General features: G+C 58.6%; 21 protein-coding genes and 2 pseudogenes. 2 read left to right on the plus strand and 21 right to left on the minus strand.

Going from position 1 to position 25,578, the window contains the following annotated elements:
• Positions 1-275 precede the first annotated feature (275 nt).
• The 10 genes and pseudogenes from QZ648_RS17720 to wecB all read right to left on the minus strand — a co-directional run bounded on the left by QZ648_RS17720 (position 276) and on the right by wecB (position 10,168).
• Positions 276-566, minus strand: a complete 291-nt coding sequence (locus QZ648_RS17720) for a GIY-YIG nuclease family protein (RefSeq protein WP_291997833.1) — start codon at positions 564-566, stop codon at positions 276-278.
• A gap of 387 nt (positions 567-953) precedes the next feature.
• On the minus strand, positions 954-2,276 hold the full coding sequence (locus tag QZ648_RS17725; RefSeq protein ID WP_291997834.1) for a UDP-glucose/GDP-mannose dehydrogenase family protein: 1,323 nt from the start codon (positions 2,274-2,276) through the stop codon (positions 954-956).
• Between the two features lie 388 nt (positions 2,277-2,664).
• Positions 2,665-3,672 (minus strand): NAD-dependent epimerase, encoded by a 1,008-nt coding sequence (locus tag QZ648_RS17730; protein ID WP_291997835.1) that lies wholly within the window; start codon positions 3,670-3,672, stop codon positions 2,665-2,667.
• 177 nt (positions 3,673-3,849) lie between these two features.
• On the minus strand, positions 3,850-4,416 hold the full coding sequence (locus QZ648_RS17735) for a recombinase family protein (RefSeq protein WP_291997836.1): 567 nt from the start codon (positions 4,414-4,416) through the stop codon (positions 3,850-3,852).
• A gap of 160 nt (positions 4,417-4,576) precedes the next feature.
• Positions 4,577-4,708, minus strand: a pseudogene (locus QZ648_RS17740) (nucleotidyltransferase); the annotation flags it as partial.
• A gap of 111 nt (positions 4,709-4,819) precedes the next feature.
• Positions 4,820-5,266, minus strand: a pseudogene (locus QZ648_RS17745) (recombinase family protein); the annotation flags it as partial.
• A gap of 106 nt (positions 5,267-5,372) precedes the next feature.
• Positions 5,373-5,816, minus strand: a complete 444-nt coding sequence (locus tag QZ648_RS17750; protein WP_291997837.1) for a TA system VapC family ribonuclease toxin — start codon at positions 5,814-5,816, stop codon at positions 5,373-5,375.
• Complete coding sequence (locus QZ648_RS17755) at positions 5,816-6,052, minus strand: hypothetical protein (protein WP_291997838.1); 237 nt, start codon at positions 6,050-6,052, stop codon at positions 5,816-5,818. The genes QZ648_RS17750 and QZ648_RS17755 overlap by 1 nt, the downstream gene beginning before the upstream one ends.
• Before the next feature lie 70 nt (positions 6,053-6,122).
• Entirely contained in the window at positions 6,123-8,333 is a 2,211-nt protein-coding gene (locus tag QZ648_RS17760; protein ID WP_291997839.1) for a helix-turn-helix domain-containing protein, read from the minus strand.
• 740 nt (positions 8,334-9,073) lie between these two features.
• Positions 9,074-10,168 carry a UDP-N-acetylglucosamine 2-epimerase (non-hydrolyzing) gene (gene wecB / locus QZ648_RS17765; protein WP_291997840.1) on the minus strand — a complete coding sequence of 365 codons (1,095 nt, stop codon included), beginning with the start codon at positions 10,166-10,168 and terminating at the stop codon, positions 9,074-9,076.
• Positions 10,169-11,520: 1,352 nt separating this feature from the next.
• Between wecB and QZ648_RS17770 the strand changes: the two genes are divergently transcribed.
• Both QZ648_RS17770 and QZ648_RS17775 read left to right on the plus strand, forming a co-directional pair.
• Complete coding sequence (locus QZ648_RS17770) at positions 11,521-11,988, plus strand: hypothetical protein (RefSeq protein ID WP_291997841.1); 468 nt, start codon at positions 11,521-11,523, stop codon at positions 11,986-11,988.
• Positions 11,989-12,089: 101 nt separating this feature from the next.
• Positions 12,090-12,371 (plus strand): hypothetical protein, encoded by a 282-nt coding sequence (locus tag QZ648_RS17775; RefSeq protein ID WP_291997842.1) that lies wholly within the window; start codon positions 12,090-12,092, stop codon positions 12,369-12,371.
• A gap of 528 nt (positions 12,372-12,899) precedes the next feature.
• Here QZ648_RS17775 and QZ648_RS17780 read toward each other — a convergent pair.
• From QZ648_RS17780 to QZ648_RS17830, 11 genes are all read right to left on the minus strand, one after another.
• Positions 12,900-13,595: an NAD-dependent epimerase/dehydratase family protein gene (locus tag QZ648_RS17780; protein ID WP_291997843.1), complete on the minus strand. Its 696-nt coding sequence runs from the start codon at positions 13,593-13,595 to the stop codon at positions 12,900-12,902.
• On the minus strand, positions 13,592-14,722 hold the full coding sequence (locus tag QZ648_RS17785) for a glycosyltransferase family 4 protein (protein WP_291997844.1): 1,131 nt from the start codon (positions 14,720-14,722) through the stop codon (positions 13,592-13,594). The genes QZ648_RS17780 and QZ648_RS17785 overlap by 4 nt, the downstream gene beginning before the upstream one ends.
• Positions 14,719-16,707 (minus strand): asparagine synthase (glutamine-hydrolyzing), encoded by a 1,989-nt coding sequence (gene asnB / locus QZ648_RS17790; protein ID WP_291997845.1) that lies wholly within the window; start codon positions 16,705-16,707, stop codon positions 14,719-14,721. Before asnB ends, QZ648_RS17785 begins: the two co-directional genes overlap by 4 nt.
• Positions 16,708-16,727: 20 nt before the next feature.
• Positions 16,728-17,867 carry a glycosyltransferase gene (locus QZ648_RS17795; RefSeq protein WP_291997846.1) on the minus strand — a complete coding sequence of 380 codons (1,140 nt, stop codon included), beginning with the start codon at positions 17,865-17,867 and terminating at the stop codon, positions 16,728-16,730.
• Entirely contained in the window at positions 17,864-18,976 is a 1,113-nt protein-coding gene (locus QZ648_RS17800) for a glycosyltransferase family 4 protein (RefSeq protein ID WP_366144178.1), read from the minus strand. Before QZ648_RS17800 ends, QZ648_RS17795 begins: the two co-directional genes overlap by 4 nt.
• Before the next feature lie 40 nt (positions 18,977-19,016).
• The gene (locus tag QZ648_RS17805) at positions 19,017-20,069 is read right to left on the minus strand and encodes an EpsG family protein (RefSeq protein ID WP_291997848.1); all 1,053 of its coding nucleotides are present in this window, start codon (positions 20,067-20,069) and stop codon (positions 19,017-19,019) included.
• A 75-nt stretch (positions 20,070-20,144) separates the two neighbouring features.
• A complete protein-coding gene (locus QZ648_RS17810; RefSeq protein ID WP_291997849.1) occupies positions 20,145-21,107 on the minus strand; it encodes a glycosyltransferase in 963 nt (320 codons plus the stop codon).
• Positions 21,108-22,610: an oligosaccharide flippase family protein gene (locus QZ648_RS17815; RefSeq protein WP_291997850.1), complete on the minus strand. Its 1,503-nt coding sequence runs from the start codon at positions 22,608-22,610 to the stop codon at positions 21,108-21,110.
• A gap of 709 nt (positions 22,611-23,319) precedes the next feature.
• Entirely contained in the window at positions 23,320-23,889 is a 570-nt protein-coding gene (locus QZ648_RS17820; RefSeq protein ID WP_291997851.1) for an acyltransferase, read from the minus strand.
• A 1-nt stretch (position 23,890) separates the two neighbouring features.
• On the minus strand, positions 23,891-24,997 hold the full coding sequence (locus tag QZ648_RS17825; protein ID WP_291997852.1) for a DegT/DnrJ/EryC1/StrS family aminotransferase: 1,107 nt from the start codon (positions 24,995-24,997) through the stop codon (positions 23,891-23,893).
• Between the two features lie 152 nt (positions 24,998-25,149).
• Entirely contained in the window at positions 25,150-25,404 is a 255-nt protein-coding gene (locus QZ648_RS17830; RefSeq protein ID WP_291997853.1) for a hypothetical protein, read from the minus strand.
• Positions 25,405-25,578: the final 174 nt, after the last annotated feature.

The raw sequence follows: 25,578 nt of genomic DNA on the forward strand, positions 1-25,578 counted from the left end.
GGGTTGTCTGGATCGCGGTAGCAGCTGCGCCTCCTCGCAATGACGGAGGGGTTGTCTGGATCGCGGTAGCAGCTGCGCCTCCTCGCAATGGCGGGGTACGGGTACGGGGGTGACTGCCTGGATGGCTGCGGCGGCTCGTGCGCTTCACTCACTATGCGACTATGCGCAGTGAACCGTAGCGCTACGCGCAAGCCCGAGCCGAGCCGAGCCGAGCCGAGCCGGGCCGGGCCGAGCCAAGCCGAGCCGAGCCGCATTCGGCAATGCACGCTTGCCGCTCACACAATGCCGGCATACAAGTCCTCCCACTCGGGATTCATCGACTCGATCAAGCGCAACTTCTTGAGCCGCGACCCCGCCTTGATCTGTTTCTCGCGAACAATGGCCGCCTGCATGGACTCGTGCAGCTCGTAAAACACCAGCAGGTGCGCCCCATATCTGCGCGAAAAACCATCAACGACATCGTTCCTGTGCTGCCAGACCCGCTGCACCAGATTCGACGTCACGCCGCTGTACAGCGTCCCGTTGCGGCGACTGGCCAAAATGTAAACGGCTGGCTGCTTGCCCATCAGAAAGCATCTCTCCCCAAAAAACACCGAATCCCCACCCCCGCCAAGCCCCTCCCTCCGTCATTGCGAGGAGCGAAGCGACGCGGCAATCCAGTTACACCATCTGACTACTTGGCGGTCGTCGCACCGATAAGGCCTACAACCAAACCTCTGGATTGCCGCGTCGGCTGCGCGTCCTCGCAATGACCGAGGGGTTGTCTGGATCGCGGTAGCGGCTGCGCCTCCTCGCAATGACGGAGGGGTTGCCTGGATCGCGGTAGCGGCTGCGCCTCCTCGCAATGACGGAGGGGTTGCCTGGATCGCGGTAGCGGCTGCGCCTCCTCGCAATGACGGAGGGGTTTGTCTGGAGCCGCCCCCCGCGCCGCCCCTCCCGCCCCTCGCGCCGTCCTACAGGCGCCCAATCGCAAAATACTCCAGCCCTGCCCGCCGCGGCACGGCCGGATCGTAGAGATTGCGCCCATCGAAAATTGCCGGCGTTTTGAGCAGCGCCTTGATGGCCGGGAAGTCCGGTGCGCGGAACTCTTTCCACTCGGTGACGATCGCCAGCACGTCGGCGCCCTGCACGGCCAACATCGGCTTGTCGACAAACACGATCCGCGTTTCGCCGGCAAAAATGCGCTGCGCCTCATGGCGGGCCACCGGGTCGTAGGCGCGCACGCGCGCGCCACGCGCCAGCAGCTCGGCGATCAACACCCGGCTGGGCGCCTCGCGCATGTCGTCGGTGTTCGGCTTGAAGGCCAGGCCCCAGAGGGCGATGGTCTTGCCCGCGAGGTCATCGCCGAGGCGCTTGGCGATCTTTTGCGTGAGCACGCTCTTCTGCGCGTCGTTGGCCTCTTCAACCGCCTGCAACACCTTGAGCTCGTGACCCGCGCCCTTGGCGGTGCGAATCAGCGCCTGCACGTCTTTGGGAAAACACGAGCCGCCGTAACCGGCCCCGGGGTACAGGAAATCAAAGCCGATCCGCGGGTCGGAACCAATCCCCTTGCGCACCAGTTCGATATCCGCCCCCAGCCGTTCGCTGAGATTGGCCAGTTCGTTCATGAAGCTGATGCGCGTCGCCAGCATCGCGTTGGCGGCGTACTTGGTCAGCTCGGCGCTGCGCACATCCATCACCAGCAAGCGCTCGTGATTGCGCTGGAAAGGCGCATAGAGTTCGCGCATCACCTCGATCGCACGCGGATCCTGGGTGCCGACGACGATCCGGTCGGGCTTCATGAAGTCTTCCAGTGCCGCCCCTTCCTTGAGGAACTCGGGGTTGGAGACAACGCTGTAGTCGATGCTCGCCCCGCGCGCCGCGAGTTCTTCGCCAATGGCCGCCTGCACCTTGTCGGCAGTACCCACCGGCACCGTCGATTTATCGACCACCACTTTGTACCCGCTCATGAAGCGGCCCACGTTGCGCGCGGCCGCCACCACATACTGCAGGTCGGCCGAACCGTCCTCGTCCGGCGGCGTGCCGACGGCAATGAACTGCAGGAGGCCGTGGGCGACGGCCTCTTCGACATCGGTCGTGAAGCGCAGTCGTCCCGCGTCCACATTCGCCTTGACCATCGCCGCCACCCCAGGCTCAAAAATCGGGATCCCACCCTCCTTGAGAATACGGATCTTGTCCGCATCAAGGTCGAGACAGAGCACATCGTTGCCGACGTCGGCCAGACAGGCTCCAGAAACCAGACCGACGTAGCCGGTACCGATGACAGTAATTTTCATTAAAGACAACCTCGCAAAACCACCAGAAAAACCAATCGACCAACGCCGCCGCACTCGCCACCAAACTCGCCCCCCCCACCCCACCACGTCATTGCGAGGAGGCGCAGCCGACGCGGCAATCCAGTTCCACCCTCTCACTATTTCCCGCCGCATTGACATGATGAGCACGCGAAAAGCCAAACCTCTGGATTGCCGCGTCGGCTTCGCCTCCTCGCAATGACGGAGGGTGGACGATGCTTGCCGAAAGTCTCGTCAAGAATGCAACACTACATAGCTCTCACTACTCTTCCGCCGCATCCGGACCAGGCTCCCAAACTCCCGAACCCCCAAAACTCTCTCACCAAAATCGGCCAGCGCCGGTGCGAGTTCTCCGCAAGGTCAGCCCACCTCAAACCTTGTAGTAGTCCCGATACCAGGCCACGAAACGCTTCACCCCTTCCGCCACCGGCGTCGCCGGCGCAAAACCGACCCAGTCCTCCAGCAATGCCGTATCGGCCCAGGTCGCCGGCACGTCGCCGTCCTGCATCGGCAGCAAGCGCTTTTCCGCCTTCCTGCCGATCGCCTCTTCGATGGCGGCAATGAAATCAAGCAGCGGCACCGGCTGGTGATTACCGATGTTGAACACCCGGTAAGGCACGTTGCTCGTCGCCGGATCCGCTGCGTCCGGAAGGTAGCCGGCATTGGCCGTGGCACTGCGATCCATGACCCGGATGACGCCTTCGACGATGTCATCCACGTAGGTGAAATCGCGCTGCATCCTGCCGTGGTTGAAAACGTCGATCGGCCGACCTTCGAGGATCGCCCGGGTAAACAGAAAAAGCGCCATGTCCGGCCGGCCCCACGGCCCATACACCGTAAAAAAGCGCAAACCCGTGGTCGGCAAGCCGTATAGATGGCTATAAGTATGCGCCATCAACTCGTTGGCCTTCTTGGTCGCCGCGTAGAGGCTCACCGGGTGGTCGACACTGTCATGCTCGGAGAACGGCATGCGGGTGTTGCCGCCGTAAACGCTCGAACTCGAGGCATAGACCAGGTGCTGCACCTGGTTGTGGCGACAGCCTTCGAGAATATTCACGAAGCCGACCAGGTTGCTATCGACGTAGGCCTGCGGGTTCTGCAGCGAATAGCGCACGCCGGCCTGCGCGGCGAGATGAATCACGCGCTCGAAGCGCTCCGCCGCGAACAGCTGCTCGATACCCGGCCGATCGGCGACATCGAGCTTCGCAAAGCGAAAACCCGGCAGCGAGGTGAGCTGCCGCAAGCGATCTTCCTTGAGCGAGACCTCGTAGTAGTCGTTGAGATTGTCGATTCCGACGACTTCATCGCCGCGCGCCACCAGGCACAGTGCGGTGCTCATGCCGATGAAGCCGGCGGCACCGGTAACGAGGATTTTCATAGACTCATTCCGGGGGAAAAAAGGCAATTCGACGTCGGCCAAAGGTTCGCAATGCTGCCATCAGTCACAGCCAACTCCGACCTACAGCAAGCCATTCTTTCGCGGCCGCAGTGTTCAGTTCACTCACCGCCAGAAAGGCTCCCAACACCCCGCCCTTTGCGGGAAGGCAGCGGACCATCATCGAATGACCATCGCCCGTGGCGCTGGCACCCGGCGGTACAGCGTAGGAACGGACACGCCGAGGTTCTTGGCGACGTCCCCGGGTTGCACGCCGCTGGCCAGCAGCTTTTTGGCTGACTCGATCTTGCTGTCGGTCATCTTGGGTTTGCGACCGCCCTTGCGGCCAAGCTGACGGGCGACATCCAAGCCGGCGCGGGTACGCTCAACGATCAGATCGCGCTCCATTTCGGCCAGGCTGGCCATAACGGGGAAAAAGAACCGGCCAGATGGCGTGCCGGTATCAATCGCATCGGTCAGGCTCTTGAACTGGACGCCTTGCTGGTGCAGCTCGCCGACCAGATCGACCAGTTGCTTGACGCTACGGCCCAAGCGATCCAGCTTGCAGACCACGAGGGCATCGCCCTCGCGCAGCATTTCCATCGCCTTGGCCAAGCCGGGGCGGTCAGCCCTCGTACCACTTACCGTGTCTTCAAAAACCTTCTGGCATCCGTCCTTGGTCAAGGCTTCCTGCTGCAACTCAAGGTTCTGATCCTGCGTCGAGACGCGCGCATAGCCGATCAACATGGCTTTTTTCGCCTCAGGTCAAGGTATTCGTGCGCCACCTGCGTGGCCTCTGCCCGGCCGTGCATCATGACAAGCAATTCACTCTTCGCGGATGCATCCACAAGGTCACGCTCCACTGGTGCCCGTCTCCGCGTAGTTGAACACAAGAAGGGCCATCAGAATCGCGGTCGCTGCCGTCCCGGTCGGTGCCATGCAGCACCGAACCGAAAACGCGCGGATTCGCCGTGCGAAAGCGGGTTACCGCTTCGCGCACTGCACTTCGCTTCATGTCGAGCACAACGGATGGTCGCATGGGCATTCTTTCTTATCGAAACTCATTGCAATGGCAAGAGTTCGAGAATAACCGTTCAAGAACCATTTTCGAGAATCGCCAGGCCGTGATTTCGCGTGCCGCGTGTCGTTTTCAGAAGGCGAATGCACAGAATGTCATAACCGTTAGGGCAGTCTTGCCGACTTTGAGCCATGCAGCGGCCTCGCGGACGTTCCGCCCGTTGGCGATTTAATCTCGCGCACGCTGCAATTTCTCTGCGCTGAAAACGGACTTGCGTCCGCCTTTGCGCCCGCGAGCGGCAGCGGCGGCCAGCCCGGCTTTGCTGCGCTCCCCGACCAAGTCGCGCTCGAACTGGCCCAATGCGCCGAATACGTGAAAGATGAGCCTCCCGCCCGGCGTCGTGGTATCGATGGCCTCAGGCGACCGGAACCCGACGCCACACCCTTCCAAAGCGCCAATTGTTTCGATCAAGTGCGGCAGCGAACGGCCCAGCCGATCGGGCGGCCAGTCGAATGAACCGGTGCACTCGTCTTCTGAAAACGACAGCGAGGAGGCGCAGCCGACGCGGCAATCCAGTTCCATCCTGTCACTATTTCCCGCCGCATTGACTCATTGGCAACGCGAAAAGCCAAACCTCTGAATTGCCGGGTCGGCTTCGCCTCCTCGCGATGACCAACCTGGGCTGTCATTGCTTGGACACGTTGAGCACCACCAGATGTTCGCCTTGCGCGCCTTGCACGGCAGATAGCGGAACGCCTTGGTCCAGCGTGACAAACACCCCATGGTTTTTCACCGCAAGCGCCAGCAAATAAGCATCGGTGATGTGGCGACCGGTGAGCAACTTGTTCCATTCCATCAAGCCAGGTGTCAGCAGGCTTACGGCATCTGGCCAGAAATGGTGCACCGGGTTGCGGGTGGCCTCAGCCAAGCGCGCCGCCACCTCGGCCGCGGGCGCACGGTTGGGGTACGCGGCTTGTGACAGGATGCGGATGCACCCATTCTGGGTAAGTGGGCACGACGCCCACCCCGCATCCAGGTGCTCACTCAGCCAATGCGTTGCGACCGTGTGGTGCACGTGGTCAGCATCCAGCAAGGCAATAAGCACGTTGACATCCAGCAGCGCGGCCATCAAACACCCTCGCGCTCGCGAAGGGCATTGACTTGGTCATTGCTGACCAACACGCCCCGTGCAGGCAACGGCCTGAATCCGGCCACTGTCGGCGCGGACGGCTGCTGATCAAGCCGCGCCGTCAAGGCCAGCCGTGCAAGGCGGGAAATGACCTGCCCGGCTGTCAGGTGCTCACGACGTGCCATTTCCTTGGCGGCGACCAGTACGTCATCTTCAATGTCCAGGGTTGTGCGCATCTAAGCATTTCCAGATGTTTTGATGTGTAGATTCAGACTTCCTGATCTCGGAGGAAACCAGGTTGGCACTTTAGACGAGGGCGAAGGTCATTCTTGCCCCGGTTTCCGGATGCGGGAAATCTTGCTGGGTGAGTTCCTCGAGGAGCGCGGCGATGGCTCGATCATGGGCTGGGCTGGCCATCCGGTGAATTTTGATGGTCAGGGTGTTGGCCAGAGCGTTCGGTTCGATGTCGGCGGAAGAAACGAACAATTCGCGAATGAGCGCACGCGCGTCGTCCTCCTTCTTCAAGTGGCGACGCAATAGCGCCACCATGGCGGTCTCGGCCCGGTAGGCGACCATTTTCACGGCATCACAGAGCATTTTGTTCAGCGGCGGCAGTTGGGTCGGGCGCTCGGCCTCCGGCAGGCTGTCGATCGTCACCTTTCGGGAGCTTGCCTTGCGCGCCGAGCAAAGTTGCTTGAGTTCCGCCTGAACGGCTTGCAGTGCTTCGACAGACTCGGCGTTTTTCTGGATTTCGCCGCCGTCATTCAAGGCCGTCCTGGCAATTGCAGCCTGCAGTTTTCTTTCGCTCTGGCGGGTTTGCCTGACGGCCTTGTCGAGTTCCCGCCAGCGGGGGTTGACGACCTGGTGAGTGCCGGGAAGAGATTCGTCTCCGTACTCGAGAAGTCCATCAATATCATAGTGTTCCATCATGTACGCGAAGTAGTTTTCCTGGCACCAACGGGCAAACATCCGCCCAGCGATGGTGGTGTTTCCGAGTTGCCGGGCGGTCGTGATGACGGCTGTTTGATGTCCGGTCTGGGTCAGCCGACGGACTTCGGTCACGGCTAGGCTGCTATCGCCTGTGCCGAGTCGGGTTTCGCGCATGGCGAGTTTCATCCCGGTGCTGCCGCCTGCCGGCAGATGGACTTCCTGTTCCTGAAACGCGTCTTCGGACCAGAGGTCCTTGACGTTCTTGCGGTAGGTCAGTGCGCCGATGCGCTGTTTCCAGAGTCTGCCGAGGAGACTCTGGGTGGCTCCTTCCCGATCGAAGACCATGACAAACCGGTGCAGGGTCGGGTCGGCGTCCAGTTCGGCCGGCGTCGGCTGTCCCGGGACAATCTCCAGCAGTTGCGGGACGATGTCCTTGAGCAGGGTTTCGGCGAGTCCGTCATTGAGCGGCTGCGAAACCACAAAGAACGGGCGACCCAGGGCATCGTTAACCCAGTAGTCGGTGGTGCCCCGCAGGCACAGGCGTTCGCGCGAGACGTAGCGCTTCGACAGCCTGGCCTGCTCGCCGTGATACACCCGAACATGACCATCGACATACAGGTAACCCGCTTCTTCTGGCTCACTTTCCATCCAGAGCTTCGCCAGATCCCGCATCCAGGCGGCGGGGTCACCCGTCTTGGCCAGCAGATGGACTTTTTCTCGCAGAGTGCGGACTTCCGGCACCCGGTCCAGGCCGATGACTTTGCCGAGTTCTCCGGGCGAGGTTTGTCGCAGATGTTCCGGCCGCTTGATTCGCCCCAGGGCCATGAAGCCGAGGACGAGAAGGATGTGCAAGGCGCTGTAGAATCCCCGGGGCAGCTTGAGATGGCGATCCAGGCCGGTCAGTAGCCCGTTCGCACACAAGGCCGGCAAGCCGGCCAACAGCCCTCCCATCGCCACATCTTGACTCGCTTCGAAGCGCGTCGTCGCACCGGTCGCCAATCCCAGCGCCGTTTGGATCCGCTCGTCGGCGCGCGTGCAGGCGGTGCCCATCCCCGCGGCGGCTTCCGCGTCCGCCCGGCTGCGCTCACTCTTGGTGCTCGCCGCTTCCAACTCCCCTGCGTCTTGCGGCAATGGGGCCAACTGCGGCACGCCCTGGCGCCGGATCGCCTTGCGCAGCGTCGACTCTTGGACGCCTACCTGCCGCGCCACTTCGGCAGGACGCTTGCCCTCGCTCAACAGCCGCGCGCATTCGGCACTCTTGTCCGGCGTCATGATCCGCGGCCGGTTCGCCGCCGCCGGCCGAAAGAAAGACGATGGCCCGGCTTTGCGGCTTTGTCCCACCCAGTTCATCAACGTGCGGTGCGGGATGCACAGCGGCGGCCTTTCCAGTTCGACCGCCTTGACGTGCCCGTTTTCCATCAGACTGGTCAGGGCAAACCTGCGGCCAGCATCGTCTCCTACAGGGTGCGAGAAGTAATTGTCTCCCCCAACGAAGTAGATCGCTCGGCCATCCTTCTCCAGAATCGCCAACCCTTCGCCCACTTTCTGCGCACCATCGGGAAACCCCGGAAGCCACGACTGCCTCAACGCCCGTCCCTCCTTGCACCCCGAGCAACGCTTGCTCTATGTCATACGCAAATTACGGACCTCAAAATAAAGTGCCATTTGCAATTCCTGAATTCTACCTACATTCCCGGTCGGGATCAGGAAATCTGAGATTATACACCATCAGCACACCACACCTGCCGCACCCCCCTATCCAAACGTCCATACCAGACCCTCATCAATGCAGCCTTGCGAGAAGCGATGCAGAAAAAAACGATCGAAGACACACTACGAAGAGTGATCCGCGAAGAACTTCACTCGGCCTGAAGACAGATGCGCGTCGGCCCCCATGCCGCCATCAAGCGGTCCCTTCAATCACCGGGCGCCGAGCACGTCCAGCTTTCGGTACATCAGTTCCTCGCCGCCGCGATGTTGAGTGTCGCGTCGCATGCAGTATGGAAGCCATGGAAGCCATGGAATCCGGCTACTGCGGCGGTTTCGCGCCGCTGTCAGGCTTGCTGAAAAGCTCGTCAGGAACGCGAATGCAGCGCCACACCCCGCCCGCACGTCATTGCGAGGAGGCGCAGCCGACGCGGCAATCCAGTTCCATCCCCTCACTATTTCCCCCACCGCATTGACATCCTGACAACGCGAAAAGCCAAACCTCTGGATTGCCGCGTCGGCTTCGCCTCCTCGCAATGACCGTGGGTCGGGGATGGCAGCCGCAAGTGGCAGCCGCCGCAAGTCGCAGCCGAAAGCCTCATCACCAATGCAAAACGACCTCAGCCCAGCAAGCGCTGCAATTCCGCCACGATCCGCTCGGCCGCGCGCCCGTCCCACTTTTCCGGCACGGCGCCCTTCTTCCACTCGCCCGCCATCAGGCGCGCCAGTGCCGGGCCGAGCTTGGCCGGGTCGGTACCGATCAGTTCATTCGTCCCCACGGTCACCGTTTCCGGTCGCTCGGTGTTGTCACGCAAGGTCAGGCAGGGCACACCCATCACCGTCGTTTCCTCGGTGATGCCGCCGGAATCGGTGATCACCCCTTTGGCGTGTTTCACCAGATAGTTGAATTCCAGATAGCCCTGCGGATCGACATAGTGCAGCCCCGGAATCTGACCGGCCAGCTCGCGCAGGCTCTTCGCGGTACGCGGATGCACGGGAAACACCACCGGCAACCCCCCCGTGCCATCGGCAATGGCCTGCAACAGGCGCTGCAACTGCTGCTCGGCATCGACATTCGCCGGACGATGCAGGGTCAGCACGAAATACTGCCCCGGCCGCAAAGCCAATGCCGCCCAGAAATCCGGGGGCTGCAAGCGCGGCATCTGCGCGAGCAGGGTATCGATCATCGTATTGCCGACGAAGAAGACCCGTTCCTCCGCCACCCCGGCGCGGCGCAGATTCTCGTTGGCCGTCGTGCTGGTCGTAAAGAACCAGTTGCTAATCGAATCGGTCACCACCCGATTGATCTCTTCCGGCATGCTCCAGTCGCCGGAACGGATGCCCCCTTCCACATGCGCCACGGGCACCCCCAGCTTGCGAGCAACGATCGAGCAGGCCATGGTCGAAGTGACATCGCCCACCACCAGGCACAGATCACTGCGCTTCTCGATCAAGGCCTTCTCGTAACGCACCATGATCGCCGCCGTCTGCTCGGCCTGCGTGCCTGAACCCACTTCCAGGTTGATATCCGGTTCCGGTATCCCCAACTGCTCGAAAAAGCCACCGGACATGGCTTTGTCGTAATGCTGGCCGGTGTGGATAAGACGGTGCTGCAACGAGCCCCCCTGCGCCCGCGACGCCGTCAGCGCCTTGATGATCGGCGCGATCTTCATGAAGTTGGGGCGCGCGCCGGCAATGATGTCGATTGTTTTCATCGTAAATCCTCAAAATTCCTGCAAGCCTTCTGCAAGCTTTCTGCAAACGCAGGCAAACGCAGGCAAAAAAAAAGCGCCGCTAAAATCAGCGACGCGATAGGGCAATTCAACTCGCAGCGTCAAGCACACAGTCCAGATTAGCGGCCGCTAGTGTAACGCTGTCGTCCCGCATTCTCGATCAGACTTTCGTCGATCCTCCCCCACCCCACCGTCACGACGAGGAGCGCAGCGGCGCGGCAGTCCACTCCCCCCGTCACGGCGAGGAACAAAGCGACGCGGCAGTCCACTCCCCCCCCCGTCACTGCGAGGAGCGCAGCGACGCGGCAGTCCAGAGGTTTGGCCTTTCATGTGCTCAATGCGGCGGACGATAGTGAGAGGATGGCACTGGATTGCCGCGTCGGCTGCGCCTCCTCGCAATGACGGCCGGAGCGCCAATGACGGCCGGAGCGCCATTGACGCCGGAGCGCGCATCCGACCCAGACAACCCGGCGCCCGCCCGGACAACGCCGCCGCCACAACCGTCACCGCCGCCGCCACACCTGCCGTCACGGCCGCCCCCGTCACCGCCACGACCACCGTCACGGCGAGGAACAAAGCGACACGGCAGTCCAGAGCCGCCGTCACTGCGAGAAGCGTAGCGACGCGGCAGTCCACTCCCCCCGTCACGGCGAAGAGCGTAGCGACGCGGCAGTCCACTCCCCCCGTCACTGCGAAGAGCGTAGCGACGCGGTAGTTCACTCCCCCCGTCACTGCGAGGAACAAAGCGACGCGGCAGTCCACTCCCCCCGTCACTGCGAGGAGCGCAGCGACGCGGCAGTCCAGAGGTTTGGCCTTTCATGTGCTCAATGCGGCGGACGATAGTAAGAGGATGGCACTGGATTGCCGCGTCGGCTGCGCCTCCTCGCAATGACGTGCGGGCGGGTGTAGTGCCGCACTGCGCGCTTCGCATTCGGCATTCGGCATTCGGCATTCGGCATTCGGCATTCGGCATTCCGCACTCCGCACTGCGTACTGTGCGTTCCTCATTCCGCGTTCCTCATTCCCGGCGAGCCCTTCAGCCAACCTGACAGCAGAGCCAAACCCACGGGCAGCCGGAATGCATAGCTGCAATATCGCGTCAAACACGACACTAGCGACGATCCCTCCGCGTCCCGCCTTCTCTCGCAACGACCGCCGACCGCCGACCGCCGAACGCCGAACCAAAAATTCCCCACCAAGCACTCTCCGCCGCCAGGCCGCGCCTGCGGACAAACGACGTGGCCAGCGAATCGCCTTGACTCGCGGCAAAAAATTTCCTTCAATTCATTACCGTACGAAATGTTTTCGTACGGCCAAACCCGAGGAGAGCAAGCATGCCTGTGAATCGCATAAACGCCACCTTGACCGCCGAGCAGCGCGAAAAGGCCAAGACCGCCCTGGCCACGCTGAGCGAGGCCCTTCCTTTTCTGATCGACCTTGGCTCCGAAGAGCGGACCTCGATGCCGAAGTTCGGTGAAGCCAACCGCTCCTTCGTCGTCAAGGCCCTGGCCATCGCCGAAGCACATCCGGAAATTCTCCCCGGCGGCCTGAGCGTCGAAGAATTCCGCGCCGACGTCCAGCTCATCGAAGCGCTCTACCCCATTCGCCACGCCGCCGAAACCCTCTTCCGCAAGATTGAAGACAGCTATTTCGCCGCCGGCAGCGAAGCCTACGTCAGCGCCTTGCTGGTGTACCAGTACGCCAAAGTACACAACCTCAACACCGGCGCACTCGAAGAAACCCTCGACGACCTCGGTCGCCGCTTTGCCCGCAAGGCCAGAAAGAGCAGCGAAGCCCCGTAAAGCAAGCCGCCTAGCCGGCAACGACCCTCCCGGCCGTTGCCGGACAGGGGTGCCCATGCCATGGACGCATCGATCGATCGATGCCGGAGAAGCAAGGGTCCATGCCGACGATCGATCATTCCATGAAAAACATGGAATGTTCCATGTCGGCGATAGAACGGTCCATGAAAAAGATGGAACATTTCATCCCGGCGATAGAACGCTCCATCAAAAAGATGGAATGTTTCATCGCGCTGATAGAACGCTCCATCAAAAACATGGAATGTTCCATCTCGCTGATAGAACGTTCCATCAAAAACATGGAACGATGCATCTCCCGGATGGAACATTCCATCGCCAGTGTGGAACACCGAATGCCAGGCAAAAAATGCCTGGCCGAATAGCTTTGATCAGCCGTGCGTACTTAATTCTACGTTGTCAGATCGCATTGCCGTTTCCTGCAGACGGCATTTTTCCTTGTCGTCGGTAGGCCGAATCCATGGCGCGGCGTCGCCGTGTATGCCTGTCGGCGATGGGTACCGCCAAGTCTTCGTCGGTGACGATTTTCAGAGCAAACCTCTGGATCGCCACGTCGGCTTCGCCTCCTCGCGATGATGGCCAGGCGGGTGGCTCGCCTTCGACGAAACCTTCAAGCCAACCGGAAAGCCGCGTGACCCCATAGGGTGAAGCCGCAGGGTGACTGTGGTGCCAGACTTCGCACCGCCCACACCACGGCCCTCATCTCCACCACCCGCAACCATCCTCCCCCACTTCGTCATTGCGAGGAGGCGCAGCCGACGCGGCAATCCAGTTCCACCCTCTCACTAGCTCTCACTACTCTTCCGCCGCATCCGGACCAGGCACCCGAAGAGCCGAACTCTCTCACCACGCCGACCAGCCCCTGTGCGAATTCCCTGCAAAATCAGCCCACCTCAACCCTTGTAGTAGTCCCCATACCAGGCCACGAAAGGCTTCACCCCTTCCGCCACCGGCGTCGCGGGCGCAAAACCGACCCAGTCCTCCAGCAGCGCCGTATCGACCCAGGTCGTCGCATCAGCCTCGTCCGGGAGGTAGCCTGCATTGGCCGTGGCACAGCGATCCATGACCCGGATGACGCCTTCGACGATGTCGTCCACGTAGGTAAAATCGCGCTGCATCCTGCCGTGGTTGAAAACGTCGATCGGCCGACCTTCGAGGATCGCCCGGGTAAACAGAAAAAGCGCCATGTCCGGCCGGCCCCACGGCCCATACACCGTAAAAAAGCGCAAACCCGTGGTCGGCAAGCCGTATAGATGGCTATAAGTATGCGCCATCAACTCGTTGGCCTTCTTGGTCGCCGCGTAGAGGCTCACCGGGTGGTCGACACTGTCATGCTCGGAGAACGGCATGCGGGTGTTGCCGCCGTAAACGCTCGAACTCAAGGCATAGACCAGGTGCTGCACCTGGTTGTGGCGACAGCCTTCGAGAATATTCACGAAGCCAACCAGGTTGCTATCGACGTAGACCTGCGGGTTCTGCAGCGAATAGCGCACGCCGGCCTGCGCGGCGAGGTGAATCACGCGCTCGAAGCGCTCCGCCGCAAGGGCCGCGCTGGCACGTGCAGCGCATGTTCGCGAAACTGCTATCAAGCATGAGGAATGAGTTCCCGATAGACAGCCATGGTGCGCTCAACAACGATACGTTCGTCAAATTCGGCGAGCGCCTTGTCACGGGCTGCGGCGCCTAACCTGGCGCACAGCGTCGGATCCCCGTGCAAACGGTCAATAGCATTTGCCAACGCGGCGGCACTCCTCACGGCCACCAGCAGACCATCCACGTCGTCTGTAACAACCTCGCGGCAACCTGGGACATCAGTCGTCACAAGGGGTAAACCACACGCCGCAGCCTCGATCAGCCCCTTGGGCAAGCCTTCGCGATAACTCGGCAGAACGACCACATCCACAGACCGGAATAAAGCCGGCATATCGTCCACATGTCCCAGCCATTGGAGCAAGCCCGCCTCCACCCAAGAGCGTACAGCTGCCTCGGGCACCGCAGCGGGATTGCCCGGATCGGGATCGCCAGCCAACAAGAACTCGATGTCACTCCCTTGCGCGTGCAACTGCCGAGCCGCCTCAACGAATTCCCCCACGCCCTTGTCCCACAGCAATCGCGCCGCCAGCAACACGCGAAAGCGCTGCGCCCCCCGCCGCGGCGCCCCCGGCACGAACTCATTGCAATTCACCCCGGACCCTGGAATCAGGCGCACCGACGCGGCATCCACCAGTTGTGCGTGCGCAAACAGAGCCACATCATCCGGATTCTGCAAAATCAGGCGTGTGCCGCTGCCGTTCAGCGCCAGACGCATCAGACTTCGCACCACCGGCCGCAGCAAACGGGCTTTTGCGGAATCGCTCGTAAACACGTAGCCCATCCCCGCCACAGCATTGACGCGAGCAGGAATTCCGGTCAGTCGCGCCGCCAGCGACCCATATACGGCGCACTTGATGGTAAAGCTATGAACCAAATCCACCCGCTCTTGGACGAAGAGTCGGCGAAGCCACATCAAGAGCACGAATTCGCGCAGTAGATTCAGGCTGCGTCGTTGCATCGGTGCTGGAATCCAGCGAAAGCCCAGCGCTTGCAACTTCTCCCCATAGGGCCCCGGTGGCGAAACAAGAATCACCTCATGGCCCGCTTCGCGCAGAGCCAGCGCCGTCGAACGGCGAAAGTTGTATAAATACCATTCAGTATTGGCAAACAGCAGGACTTTCACTCCACACTCCGCTCGGAAAGCGAATGCGACTGGCGCTCCAGCCAAGCCTGGAACATCAAGACATCCCAGAGGTGATATTGCCAATTTCTCTGCCCAGAAAGGTGCTCCGCCCACTTCTGCCGAATCAGGGCCGGATAAAGAAAGCCCTCCTGTCGCAGACGCGATTCATCCAGCAAACTCTCGGCCCAATCACGAAGCGGGCCGCGCAGCCAACTGTCGATGGGTACGCCAAAGCCCATCTTGGGGCGTTCGATCAAAGCCCGCGGGACATATTTATAGAGCACCTGCCGCAACACCCACTTGCTCTGACCATCGCGAACCTTTATCGACAAAGGTAGGCGCCATGCGAACTCGACCAGTCGATGGTCCAGAAGAGGGACTCGTGTTTCCAGCGAAACCCCCATGGCCGCCCTATCAACCTTGACCAAGATGTCGTCGGGAAGATAAGTCTGCGAATCAGCCAGCATCATGGACTCGAAATTTCCCACAGCGCCACGGGCATTTTCGAGCGACGTAAAGTAATTTGCAGGCTCTTCTCCGCCGATTACAACAAGCTCAGGCGATGGCCAATGAGTAATCAATCGGCGGTAAAAACTCAAGGAATTTGAGTGATTCAGCAATTCTGCCAACTTGTGAGCCTTGTCGCCCACATTGCGCTTTCGAGCGGGCAAGAAAGCGCGGGCCGGACTTGCCAATCGATTCCAGTTATTGACTGAAATAGACAAAATCAAATGCGCCAGCCCGGAACGAACCCCCGCTGGAAAGCGCTCCAATATGCGCCAGACGCGAGTCGCCTGTGTGTAGCGGGAATACCCACCGAACAACTCATCCCCAGCATCACCGGAAAGCGACACCGTAACATGCTGTCGTGTCATTTTCGAAACGAGAAACGTCGGAATTTGCGATGAATCGGAAAAGGGCTCGTCATACAATGAAGGCAATTGCGGGATCACCGCCATGGCCTGCTCCGGAGTTATGTACAACTCGGTGTGCTCCGTACCCAAGTGCCTGGCCACTGCCTTGGCGTGAACGGCCTCGTTATAACCGTCCTCGTTAAATCCGATCGTGAAGGTTTTTACCGGGCGTGTAGACTGCGACTGCATCAGCGCCACCACCACGCTGGAGTCAATCCCACCCGAAAGAAAGGCCCCTAGAGGGACATCGGCCATCATCTGCTGGCGCACGGCATCCCGGGCTAGCTGATCCAGTTCATCAACCGCCTGCTCTGCACTCCCCGTAAAACGATTCGCCAAGCCAGCGTGCGCGATTGCAGCCGTGTCCCAGTACTTCCAGATGTGCGGCTCAGGGTTAGCCAAAGACAGCGAAAGCAGGGAACCCGGCTCCAGCTTGGCGATACCCTGATAAATGGAATAAGGCGCCGGAATGTAATTATGGCGCATCAGCAACGCGAGGGCGCCACGATCTATGGCCGCTGTAAAAGCCGGGTGCTTTTTGAGCGCCTTCAGTTCCGAGCCAAACAGAAAAACAGCTTTTTGCCCCTCCCCTTGCCAACCGAAGTACAAGGGCTTTTCACCCATCCGGTCGCGCGCCAGCGTCAGCACCCGCTCCCGGCGATCCCAAAGCGCGATGGCAAACATGCCAATGCAACGTTTCAGCGCCGCCTCGATACCCCAGGCAAGAAAGGCAGCCAGCAAAGTTTCCGTATCCGAATGCCCGCGCCAGGCGGCGGCATGACCGTCGGCTGCCAATTCAGCGCGTAGCCGGGGATGGTTGTAAATCTCGCCATTGAACGCAAGCACATAACGCCCACCCTGCGAAAGCATCGGCTGATGCCCGGCAGAACTCAAGTCGAGGATAGCCAGCCGGCGATGCACCATCCCTAGGCCAGCCTCTCGATCACTCCAGATGCCCTCGCTATCCGGCCCACGATGCGCAATCGTATTACCCATCGCGTTGAGCAAACGCCCAGCGACATCGGTAGCACCCATGTCGGTACGCGAGAGAAAACCAGCAAAACCACACATCGGATTACTCTCCCTGAATACTATTTTCCCGCGCCCAGTGCCAGTTCATACGCGTTGATGGTGAGCTCAACGGTTTTTTCGATCGAGAACTCCCGACGTACCCGAGCCTGAGCCCGGCGACCAAGTTCCTCGCGCTGCCCCGGGGAAGCTTCCAGCAGCGATGCCAAACCTGCCGCCAGCGCCTGAGGATCTTCGCGCGCCACGACAACCGCCGTGTCGCCAACGACGCGCGCCGTATCGCCCACATCCGTCACCACGGCGGGCCGCCCGACCACCATTGCCTCGCCCACCACCTGAGGGAAAGCCTCGGTCCGCGACGGCGAGCAAAAGATTTCCATTGCCTTCAGGCACAGTGGGATATCCGTACGTTCCCCCAGCAGCACGAATCGATCGCTCATTCGGCCCGCCTCGATCCAGCCGCGCAACACTGCGTTGCCCGCATCCAGACCCGGGCCGACCATCAAGAAACGCGTGAGCGGGAAACGTTCTCCCAACAGTGCGGCCGCATCGACAAAATTCCGGTGATCCTTGGCCGGATGAAAGCGGCCCACGCAACCCACTACCACATGCCTAGGCAGCAGGCCATGGGCGGCGCGCAGTGCATCGACATCGGGTGCAGGAATCTCGGGCGGCATGAGCTCAAAACCATTGGGTATGACCAGCATTCGGCGTTCGTCGTAGCCCAAGGCAGCGTGGTTGCGCCGAGACGCTTCCGCAACGCACAATATCAATGTCGGCAGCCAGTGTGATGTCCATGCGCAAACCTTCTGAACAAGCCGCGTTCGCAACTTGGCGCCGCGCTTCAGATCAAAAGAACGGATTCCCCACAAAACCGGAGGTCGGCCGGCAAATCTGGCCGAAACACCACCCAACAGATCAGCGTGATACATCCAGGTTTGTACCAGATCGGGGCGCAGCCGCCGCAACAGCCGCACGAGCGAAACCAGCCCTGTCGGTAAGCCCAGCACCCCCGTCATACCCAGCACATGAACCGGCACACCCATCCGTTGAATCGACTCGCCATAACATCCCATGTCCGCCAGCGAAATGACTACGTGCGCGTAGTCCAAGCTGCCGCGCTGAGCCTCGAGCAGCCGAGTCAATGCCCTCTCGGCACCGCCGCGCCCCAGACCACTGATGACATGAACTACGCATCTCACAAGGAATCCTTTCTAACGCGGGCAAACAAGCCATCCCAGATACTCAATACGGCTTCAAGTGAATAACGCTCAATCACGCCCTCCCGCGCCTGGTCGCCAAGCCTCAAGCGCATAGCCGGCTCACCCATGATCCGCGCAAGCGCCCCACGAAAACCTTCCACATCGCCCGGAGAAAACAACAAGGCATCGCGGCCGTTGGCACTAATCTCCCGCGGCCCGCTAGGGCAATCAGCAACCACGCAAGGTAGGCCAACCCCCATCGCTTCCAGCATCGCATTGGGAAATCCCTCGAAGCGAGAATTCATCACAAACGCATCCGCCTCAGCCATCACCGACCAAGGCTCGTTACTGCCCCCCTTAAGAAACACCCGTTCGCGTAGGCTAAGTGCGTCAATCTGCGCCTGCAAAGCCTCGCATTCCGGGCCATCACCATGAACATGGAGGTCCCAGTCGGGATAGTCCTCCGCCAAGCTCGAAAAGATCTCGACAATCTGCCCCACCTGCTTTTCCGCCGACAAGCGCCCCAAGCTCAACAGGGTGCGACGCTCTCGGGCGAGCCCCAATTCAGCACGCACCTTCATCACCGCCTCCGGCAAGGGATTAGGCACCACAACGATCCGACGAAGCCCGCCGTAAAGCAAACCAATCCCGGAGGCGACCGCCTCGGTCTGCACCGCCACCAGGTCAGCAAGGCGGTAAAACCGGTTACATGCCACGCGCCACAAACGACTGACCGGCATTTGAGATGGATCGCTGCGCTCGCAGACAATGCACGGAACGCCGGTGAATGCAGTCGCCGCGAGCGCCGCAATATTCACGTTCGGCAGAAAAGAGACCACCACATCGGGCGCTGCCTCGCGCACCAGACGCCGCAGAGCAAGCAGACGAGCCAGATAGCGCTTGCCGGAACCCGTCCGAACTCCAACGAGTGACGACAGGTAAATCAATTTAACCCGTTTATCTACTGGGAAAAACGGCTCACCGCCACCGGAGAAGGTTGGAACCAGGGTTACCGAATCGTTTCGCGTGGCCCATGCATTGCAGAGTGTCGTTGCCACCCGCTCAGCGCCACCCGCGTTAAGTGAGCTAAGCAAGAAAACTATTTTCAACCTACAACCCCAAAGTAACAGACAAAAAAACCTTCAAAAATCAAAAATAGCTTCGAACATATACTTCCAAATTGTCGTGAATCTCCAGCACAAAACGCACCACAGAGGAAACCCCAAGAATAAAAACAAAACGCCTCTTGAACTTATCATCCTCCCGATCGGCCACACAGAAGAACAGAGCCAATACCATTACTAAAAAAAACCTGCCAAAGATAGGATAATTATTTATATAAAACACCATGACAAATATCGTCAAAAACAACACAATAACCAGTGGAGACTTCGTTCTATCCACGATAAAATAGTAAAAAGCCGGGAGAAACAGCCAAAAGTTAAAAACGTAAAACATTACGTTTCTGTGCGCCTCACCTTGCAATTCATCATATGCACGTGACACTCTATCATAAGCCTCATTTGAAGACAGCGCGCTCAGCACCTTCATCGTTGAATAAACATCAAAAACCCCGGCCAACGACAAAACAACCATAAATAAAGCCAGAAAGGACATAGGCAACATCACCCGCGGAACAATACGAACCACGAACGCAACAATGAATATGGAAAACGAAAAATGTATAGCTGAAGCAAGCGCAAGCAACAACAGAGCGACCAACAACGACCCCCGATGGAAGAAAACAACAAAAAGCGAAAAGAAAGAAAGCGCCAAAAAAAATCTAACCCCGGAAAACAGAGAAATATAGCTAAAACTTATCAAAAACAAGACCAAAACGATTTTTTCCGACCGGCACTTCGTTATCAACTGAAACGAAAGCACAATAACAAAAACGGAAAACGCATTAACAAAAGCAAAAAATACCTGACCGCTCAATCCCACATAATCGCCAAAATACATTATAACGTAATACAAAAAGTCTTTTTGATCCCCCGATATATAGTAATCCCAAAATCCAATTTGATCTCTCGCCATATACTCATAACGCTCAGCGTGACGGTATCGATCATAAGTATCAAGAGGGCTGAAATTATACGAGAGAAGAAAAACAAACAAACTATAGGCAAAGTTTTCCAGCCACATCCAACGACCACTCTTTGGACGAAAACTGTTAGAGGAAGACATATTTTCCTTAAACATAGAAATCAAGGCGCCAACGAAGATAACCGCCCCCCCCGAACGCCGAACAAAAATTCTTCAGAAAAAATATTCCGGTCAAAATCGGAACTTCCTTTTTATCCGAAAAGCGATAGCAAAAATTGGTGAAAAAAACAACACCGACCTCAAAAAAAGCCGCCTCCAGAAGGAAAACCTTGAAATCGACTTATTGTTGAAAACCTCCTCAGCAAGGTCGCGGCGGCGCGCCACAATAAGATTCTTTATCCAAACAAAACAAAGCTTAAATAGCGCCCTATCAATCAGGGCAACAGACCCAACAACTGATTCTATTTGATCAATGGCAGCCACATTGCTATTGAAACTCTTTACACTATTATAATACCCAGAGACCATACCGTCATTCACAATCCTATAAACGCCAAGAGGTTTATTTATATAACCGATATAATCATTACCGACCCTAGCGACATGAAGCTGAAAATCGATCATAAACTCATTGAACTGATTAGGGGTTAGTCTAAAAGCAGAACGGTACATGGACGAGGAATGTGGAACAAAATTCCCATACAACAGAAATGATTTGATAGTCGACACTTCCGGGTAAATAGCTCTCTTTGTTTTTATTACACTCCCATCACGGACTAGAGTCATATCATGGCCACACATTACACACGTAATATTTTCGTCTAGAAATTCTACTTGCTCGACTAACTTTCCGGGTAGCGCGTAGTCATCACCGTCCATATGCGCTATATATTCACCTCGTGCAGCAAGATGCACACTCCAATAATTGCAGAACACGCCGATATTCTTTTCATGGATTATTGGGTGAATTAATTTCGGATACCTATTTGAAAAATCGCGCACAACTCCTGCCGTGCCGTCCTGGGAGCAATCATCACCGACGATAATTTCAAAATCGAAATTGACGACTTGATCAACCAGGCTTTGCAAGCACTGACCAATATAGTCTTTTTGATTATAGGTCATCACACAGACCGAAACCCGTGGTCGCGGATTATTCAAGCTAGCCATTCCTGTATCAAGCACATAAATCATTCATTTATTGGCTGCCAGTTTCTCGCGAACGAGATTGCGAAAATTCTGAGAACCTACAGCCCCTAACGACAGGACGAACATCCCGGTCGCGAACATGGCAGCCATGGCCCAGCCCCGTCCAGCCGGGAGCGTGATCAGCTCCGAGGCGGCGATCGAAGCCAAAGCGGTGAGCACGACAACGGGCGCGATGTCGCGCCCCAACCATTGCCAGTGTAGTCCCGGCGCCAGTCGGTGGTGGACCAGCGGCACCCAGAGCAGGAAGTAGGCTGTATTGGCCCCCAGCCAGGCCCAGCCGGCACCGGTTGCACCGTACCAGTAGGTTGCAGCGACGATCGAAGGAATCAGCAGCACCACAAACAGGAGGTTGCCGATCATGTGCAGCCGCAAGTTACCTTTGGCGAATTGTAGGTAATAGGGGAAAGCTCCCAGGGAGAGGACGCCGTTGCCAAGTGCGTAGAGGCGCAGAACCGGTGCCGCCTGCTGGGCGGTTTCGGCGCTACCCGTCCAGGCCACCAGCAGGGGTTCGGCGAAGCAGGCCAGCATGATGGCGAGGGGTGCGGCAATGGCAACCACGAACTGGGTGGCCTGACGGTAGAGCTCGAGCAACCCTTGCTCGTCGCCCTGGGCATGGAGGCGGCTCAGGCGTGGCAGCAGCGCAGTACTGATCGGGCCGCTCATGATGGTGACTCCGCTGGCGACGAGCACACCCAAAGTGAAATAGGCGTAGGTGCTGAGTGGCAGCATTTTTGAGAGGACCAGTTTGTCGGTCTGCGTGACGAAAACCCAGACGGAACTGGTGAAGGCGACAGTCAGCGAGAACTTCATCACATTACGCAGCGGCGTGAGCGACCAGGGTGCGCTTTCGCCTTCCCCTAGTACAGGCATCAGGCGATAGGCCTTCTGCGCCAACAGGGCGGTTTCGACACAGGCAACGAGCAGCTGATAAGCAAAAAAGTGCAGCGGGGTTGTGCCCAGGGTTTCGAAGATCACAAGTACGAGCACAAAGCGCGCCGTGGCGGCCCCGGCATTCAGCTTGCCCAGCCATACCTGCTGCTCAAAGCCGCCGATTGCGCCGCGATAGAGGCCGGCTATCCAACGCAGCCCAATAATGCCGGCCATCAGCCGGATCGAATCGCTAACCTGTGACACTGGCAAATGCTCGACTTTGAGCCAGCTTGTTGCAATCGTATCGGCGCCGGCCAGCAGCGCGATCACCCCGACAATGGCAACACCGATGAAGACGGCTTCGAGGGCGCGCAGCAAGCGCCGCAGAGTCAGGGCGGTGATCGCGCCGCCATTGAATTGAGCGGTTTGGCGGGCCATGGTCGGCGCCAGCCCCATGTCCAGCAAATGGAACCATGCTTGCAACATGGCGTAGAAACCAATCAGCCCATAGGCTTCGGCCCCCATGTACTGGATATACACGGGAAGAATAGCGATTCCAATCAGAGTGGTGTAGAGCTGGCTGACGTACGTGGCAAAAACGTTACGCTTGAATGACACTCTTCTCACTCAGCTTGCCCCACTTTGCAGAAAGCACTCGGCGACTGTCACCGGCTCACGGCTACTTTCTTGAATACAACGGACAGGCTTTCCTTCGTAATCACGTACCACGGGGCCTAGCGCAGCCAAGACAGCGGTTTTTTTCAGGCGATATCTCGAAAAAAAACCGTTACGGAAATCCACAATCACACGTTCTTGCATAGATACGTTTCCATCATTTGGCACGGCGCAATCGCCAGGTGACGTCGGGTTCTCCAGAGCAGGGATCCTTGGCCGACTAAAAACAGCCCAAGAGGACGTCTTACAATAATTGCCGAGCCTGATCGACTCAACCTCGATAAGTGATGCATATAGCGAACCATGCGCATACCGGTGAATGTGAAGATACTTGTAGCCGGGGGTAATGCTGCGACTAGCACGGCTCTTTTGATCAAGGCGACTACGCCCCCCGTGACGGCCTCCCGTTCCGGCTCGCGCGCCGCGATAGCGGTGGCAGAGATTCGACGAACCGAGCGAGGACCTACGCACTTCGGTGAGGATAAGAAACGCACCTGGAAAGTACTGCGGGAGCGCCACCCACCGCAGCTCGCTGCGGTCGCGAGCACGTCCCCAGCCACGAAGGGCGCGGCGTCTACCAAGGAAGAGGAAATCCTGCCACCCCGGCACGTAAAAGGCAAAGCGCTTCAACTTGCGTGACACATCTGACGACTTAACTCGCTTTGTTCGCCGTTAAGCGCCGCTCCAGCTCAAGAATGTCACGTCTGCGCTCCTTGAGGCGCCGCGCCGGATTCCCAGCATAGATACCAAAGGCTTCGCAACGCTTGTTTACCAGGCTCAGCGCGCCTATTGCCACACCCTCCTCGAGGGTGACACCGGGCAGGATGACGCTACCGCTCCCCACAATGACGTGCTTGCCAAGAAAGACATCTGCATGGGTGACGTTCGTATATTCGCTAGGCACGGTGGGGTTGGTCATGGCGGCACCTGAATAATCGTCGCTACTTGAATAGATCGCGACTCGTGAGGAAATATTGCAAAAATCTTCCAGGGCAATCCTTCCAGCGCCGATTAGGGATGAGAAGACGGCAATATGCGTGTATCTGCCGACAAGAATACCGCCGGCCCCTGCAGAGAGCACGCAGAAATCATCTATACGCACATGATCTCGCAAGGCGATTCGAGCCATTCCGTAGAACGATGCGCGATCCGAAATCCGCACATCATCACCCACCGATGCAAAGCCCATTTGTTCGATTTCTTGGCGGCTGAGGAGCGCCATATCAGGTTCCTTGAATAATGTCGATTACGCGTTGCTGCTCCAGCGGTTGCAACGCTGGGTAAATCGGCAGGCACAGCACCATGGCCGCCGCACTGGCCGCCACGGGTAGGTTTCCTCTCTGGGCGGAGGGCATGCCGCGGTACATCGGGAAGTCAGAAATCAGTGGGTAGAAGTAACGGCGCGTGTGAATATTGTGATCCTTCAGCTTCTGAAAAAGTTCGTCGCGGCTCAGCGGATAATCCGCCTGGACCAGGATAGGAAAATAGGCGTAATTGGCGACTCTTTCGCCCGCGTCATTCAAGCAGTGAATTCCTTGCACGCCGGCTAGTTGCTCCCGGTAAAAAGCGTCGATTAACTTCCGGCACCCTAGTGCCTTGTCAATGTGTTGCAGCTGCAAAAGACCAAGAGCGGCGTTGAACTCGCTCATCTTACCGTTAATTCCCGGGGCGACTACAGTCACTTCGTCCACGAAGCCGAAGTTTTTCAGATGGTCGATGCGCTTCTTTGTCCTGGCGTCGGGGCAAATAATAGCGCCACCTTCGAAGGTGTTGAAGACCTTGGTGGCGTGAAAACTCAATACCGACAGATCGCCATGATTGAGCACGCTGCCGTGCTCGTCCTGCACGGCAAAAGCATGGGCGGCATCGTAGATCACCTTCAGATTGTATGTCTCAGCGATCTTCTGGATCGCTTCCACATCACACGGATGCCCGTAGCAGTGCACGGGCATGATGGCCGTCGTGTGCGGGGTGATGGCGGCTTCGATATGGGCCGGATCCATGTTGAGCGTATTGTGATCCACATCGACGAAAACCGGCTTCAGGCCGTTCCATAGCAAGGAATGGGCCGTAGCCACGAAAGAATACGGGGTGGTAATGACCTCGCCCGTGATGCGCAGCGCCTGCAGTGCGGTCACCAGAGCAACGGTACCGTTGGCGAACAGGGCCAGGTGCTCAACACCCAGGTAATCGCAAAGCGCCTGCTCCAGTTGCTGGTGCATTGGACCACCATTGGTCAGTACTTTGGTGTCCCATATTTTTTCCAGATAGGGAATGAATTCCTCTAATGGCGGCAAGTATGGCTGCGTGACAAAGAGTGGTTTTTTCATGGGTGGTGCCTTTGCACATCGACAAGGTGGTGAATGAAATAGTTGATGCGTCGTCCTGACACGATAGGGTTTGAAATAAATCGGCTCTCCTGCCTCCGAGATGTGGCCGCTGCAACGCTATCAAAGGTCAGCGCGGTCTCCGCTGCGCCACTCTATGGTGCGCGACGTTTCATGTCGGTGAGGCGCGCGATCCCACGTGGCCTTTTCATCCCTGTGTGGATTCGCAATAGCGTGGTGGTGTAAGGAGCCAGGTCGATGGGGTCAAAGCGATCGGGGTTGAAAAGTGAAGAGTGACGCTTGATACCGTAATCATGATGAGTTGGATTAAGGCGCAACGCGGCGAGGTAAGCGCAGCCCTGGCGGGGGATGCCGGCGATGAGGGCTGTCTTGTTGTTCGCGGTGGGCATGGTGATTTGGGCAGCTCTGGTAAAGGCGAGCGAGCGAACGAAACAAGGCCGCGAGTATGGATGATCTACGCGGACCGGGTCAATCCGGGGCAGGTGTGTGAGAGCACCCTGGGTCAAAACACGGCGCTCCGCCTTACTGGCTACAGCGCGGCCGCTGGCGGGCTGGCGGGCTGG

Origin of the sequence: Candidatus Accumulibacter sp. ACC012 (assembly GCF_907163155.1) — a bacterium.
Taxonomy (GTDB): Bacteria; Pseudomonadota; Gammaproteobacteria; order Burkholderiales; family Rhodocyclaceae; genus Accumulibacter; species Accumulibacter delftensis.